5 protein-coding genes are annotated in these 3,155 nt (G+C 68.5%); all 5 read right to left on the bottom strand.

Translation table 11 applies throughout. From position 1 onward, the window contains the following. Positions 1-63: 63 nt before the first annotated feature. The 5 genes from VF662_RS05510 to VF662_RS05490 are packed head-to-tail and all read right to left on the bottom strand — an operon-like array spanning position 64 to position 3,082. Positions 64-525, bottom strand: a complete 462-nt coding sequence (locus VF662_RS05510; protein WP_464138793.1) for an NUDIX domain-containing protein — start codon at positions 523-525, stop codon at positions 64-66. A gap of 7 nt (positions 526-532) precedes the next feature. Then, entirely contained in the window at positions 533-1,531 is a 999-nt protein-coding gene (locus tag VF662_RS05505) for a nucleotidyltransferase domain-containing protein (protein WP_464138790.1), read from the bottom strand. Continuing rightward, on the bottom strand, positions 1,528-2,391 hold the full coding sequence (locus tag VF662_RS05500; protein ID WP_464138786.1) for an HprK-related kinase A: 864 nt from the start codon (positions 2,389-2,391) through the stop codon (positions 1,528-1,530). Before VF662_RS05500 ends, VF662_RS05505 begins: the two co-directional genes overlap by 4 nt. Beyond that, positions 2,388-2,660, bottom strand: a complete 273-nt coding sequence (locus VF662_RS05495) for an HPr-rel-A system PqqD family peptide chaperone (protein ID WP_464138782.1) — start codon at positions 2,658-2,660, stop codon at positions 2,388-2,390. Before VF662_RS05495 ends, VF662_RS05500 begins: the two co-directional genes overlap by 4 nt. A gap of 14 nt (positions 2,661-2,674) precedes the next feature. Continuing rightward, positions 2,675-3,082, bottom strand: coding sequence for a hypothetical protein (locus VF662_RS05490; protein ID WP_464138778.1), 408 nt, complete (start codon positions 3,080-3,082; stop codon positions 2,675-2,677). Positions 3,083-3,155: the final 73 nt, after the last annotated feature.

The following is a 3,155-nucleotide window of genomic DNA, read 5'->3' as shown; positions in this document are numbered from 1 at the left end:
GAAACCTTGCCATTTCCATAGCATGCGCCGGTAGCAGGAAGAGCCCGGCGCAGGCGGTTCCAATCACCAATGGCCGTCGGGAGAGCGCTTTCCAAGATGCTCCTGAAGGCGGCGCCAGGTGGCGGGGGAGAGCGTGGCCGGAAGCGCGTCGAGCGCGAAGAAACGCGCTTCTTCCACTTCCACTCCGTCGGCAATCGGACGATCCTCGCTCTGCGCGCTGAACAGATGGACGGTGTCCCGCCGGCCCTCCCCCAGCGACAGATGGATGGACACCGGCATCAGGTCGGCAAGGGTGCACCCCGCCTCCTCCCGCGTTTCCCTGTGCGCAGCATGTTCAGGGCTTTCCCACGGGCGGATGCCGCCGCCGGGCAGATGGTAAAGGTCGGAGCGGCCGTAGGTGTGCCGGATGAGCAGGACTTCGCCCGCCGGGTTGAACACCATCACCCTGACGCCGCGAGTCCTGATCCGAAGCAGCTTCAGCAGCTGCGTCTTCGCCTGATGAAGTGCATTCAGGGCCCAGCGCATGTCAGCTCTAACGCCGCGCCTTCGTCCAGAGATGCCGCGCGAGCATCAGCGGCGGCATGCGCAGCCAGTGCGAGCGGACGTAGAAGGCGAGCCGCAGCCCCTTCCGCGTCGTCTGCCCCCACCCGTTCCGCGCCAGCAGGCGCCGTTCGAACAGGCGATCCGATGCCGCCATCACCGGATCCTGTACCGGCGTTCCGTAGAGCCTGTTCGAGAGCCGCAGCGCGCGGCGCACTTCGGGGAGGAGCTGGTGCAGCCGCGCGCGCTCATCCAGCTTCTGCCAAAATGCTTCGGAAGCAAATTCGCGAAGCATCCGATCGATGTCCCAAAGGTTCCGGAGGCCGCCGGCAAGATCCCCGTCCGCGAACAGATGCGCCACCGAATGAACCACCATGTCGGCCGGCGAGAGCACCCGCAGCCCGCTGTCCAGCACCACGCTCTCCGCCACCATAGCCGCCGCGTCGGGCCGGCGCCGATGGGTCAGCGGCAGGATCGTGTGGTGGACATCGATCATCCGGTCGCGCTCGCGATGGATCAGCGGCGGCAGCTCGTGCATCCATTGGCGATAATAGAGGTCGTCATAGGCATCCTCCTTCACCCATTCCCACCCGGCGCCAAGCAACGCCTCCTGCACCGCATCCAGGCTCTGGCGCGGTACCATGATGTCCAGGTCGCCGATCGAACGGCCGACGCCCGCCTGCAGGCCCGCGGCGGCATAAGCAGTGCCCTTAAGGAGGATCACCGGCACCTCCAGCGAACCTAGCGCCCGCCGCGCCATCTCCGCCTCCCAAAGCGCCTGCCGCCGCGCCTGCCCGGCATCGCGCCGCGCGTCGTCCATGATCCAATCGACCTTCGCCGGCAGCTCCATCCCCTGCAGCCGATAGGCAAGGCTGCCGATCAGCGACTCCGCCCGCGCGAGGGCGATCAGCGCCGTCCAGTCCCGCACCGGAAGGCCCGCGACCGACTGCGGGTCCCGAAGTGCTTCGACCAGGCGGCGCGCATCCCTCACAGTCCGCTCCAGAGCTCTTCGACGAGCGCCAGCGCCGTCTCGGTGTCGGAGTAATCGATCGCGAGCGACGGAATGGACTTCACCAGACCCGCAAGCGCGTCGAAGCCGCGCTCTCCCAGCGTGACGTAGTTGGTCGATGCCTGGGTCATGCGCACGAACACTTCCGCCTGCCCGACCGGCCGGATCGCGCGCTCCATGTCGCGGCCGAAGCTCGGGAAGAGCAGCATCGCCGGCCGCGCGGGCTCCGCCATCCGTGCGATCGCCTCCGCATTCGGGCGCAGGTGCCGGATCGTCCCCTTGGGCGTGCCCCTGAGCCAGGGCCCGAGCCGCTCCGCGCCGGCAACCTCCTCCATCACGTGGATCGCCCGGTTCTTGAGGCTGATCGCGCGCGGAAACGGGTGTATCCGGCCGCGGTCCAGGTCCAGCAATGCGAATTCGTCCCCCAGCAGCCGCCAGCCATGCTCGCCGAGCAGAGCCGCCAGCGTCGATTTCCCGGCGCCCGAGGCGCCGGTCATTAAGAGCGCCCGCCCGTCCCGCTCCACGGTCGAAGCGTGAAGCAGCAGATACCTCTTCTGCCCGAGCGCCATCTGCAGGTTCATGCCCATCTCGGCGGCGAGCAGGCCATGCTCCAGCGCGAGCGGCGCAGCGTCGGGCAAAGTATAGTCGCCCCGGATCGCCACCGACGGCCTGATCCACCGCCGCCAGGGCTTCTCCGCCTCCAGCCGCACCGTGAAGTCGCACACCCCCTCCGGCTCCGGATAGCCCGCGTAGAGCGCCCGCAGCGCCGCGATCGGCTGCGGCCATTCGGAGCCGATGCGGAACGCGACCGGGCCCACCTGGAGCGAATGAACGTGCTTCATGCCCGCCGGACGAGCCCCGCCGCCTCCAGCTCCTCGAGCCGGGCCGCCATCGCCTCCCCGCCGCCTTCAAGCTCGAACCGCTCGCTGAGCCTCGCCGCAAGCTCGTCCGCATCGGCAGCGCCATAGGCGAGCGCATCGAGTATCTCGGGCGCGGGCGGCGCGACGATGTGGGTCATTCCGGATGGCGAGTGGAACAGCGCGGTCAGCCCATCGAGCTCCACCTTCCTGGTGAGCTCCCCCGGGTCAGCGATGTAGCGAGGACCGGCCACCAGCCGGCCCTATACTAACGCGGCATCTGCAGCGAGGCGTAGCAGGTGAATCCGCTCATCCCCGCCTGCAGACGGCGAATATAGTTGGCGTAAGCCTGAGCGGACTGCGAATCTACGCCTGCCGGAGAAGGCCCGCCGCGGAGCATCACCTTCACCTCTTCCCCGGTCAGCGGGCGCGGAAGCGGCGGCGCCGCGCCCGGAGTCCCCGCAGCGACGACCGAGCCGTCGGGAGCGATATAGCTCCCCGCCGCCTGCGGCCCCGGAACCGGGATTTCGCAATTGAGCACCGACCCGGCGGTCTGCGCCAGCGCCGGCTTGATCGTGACCACGCTCGATGCCGCGGCAGCGCCCAGTGCGAGCACGATGCGGCGGCTCGGCTGAGGAGCGCCGTCGCCCGGCTTCTGATCCTTCTCTTCGCTCATGGCACGCCCTGGGTACAATCCGGCCCGTTTAATAAGGGTAAAGCTCCGAAAATGCGAGCGGTGGCGAACCGCG

The sequence above is a fragment of the Allosphingosinicella sp. genome, assembly GCF_036387215.1.
GTDB lineage: Bacteria > Pseudomonadota > Alphaproteobacteria > Sphingomonadales > Sphingomonadaceae > Allosphingosinicella.
Note: the sequence above shows the minus strand (reverse complement) of the source record. Positions and strands in the feature narration are given on the sequence as shown.

What these genes read in the sequence shown, in the direction of transcription:
- VF662_RS05490 (WP_464138778.1), bottom strand. Translation starts at nt 3,082, where the DNA reads ATGAGCGAAGAGAAGGATCAGAAGCCGGGCGACGGCGCTCCTCAGCCG.
- VF662_RS05510 (WP_464138793.1), bottom strand. Translation starts at nt 525, where the DNA reads ATGCGCTGGGCCCTGAATGCACTTCATCAGGCGAAGACGCAGCTGCTG.
- VF662_RS05500 (WP_464138786.1), bottom strand. Translation starts at nt 2,391, where the DNA reads ATGAAGCACGTTCATTCGCTCCAGGTGGGCCCGGTCGCGTTCCGCATC.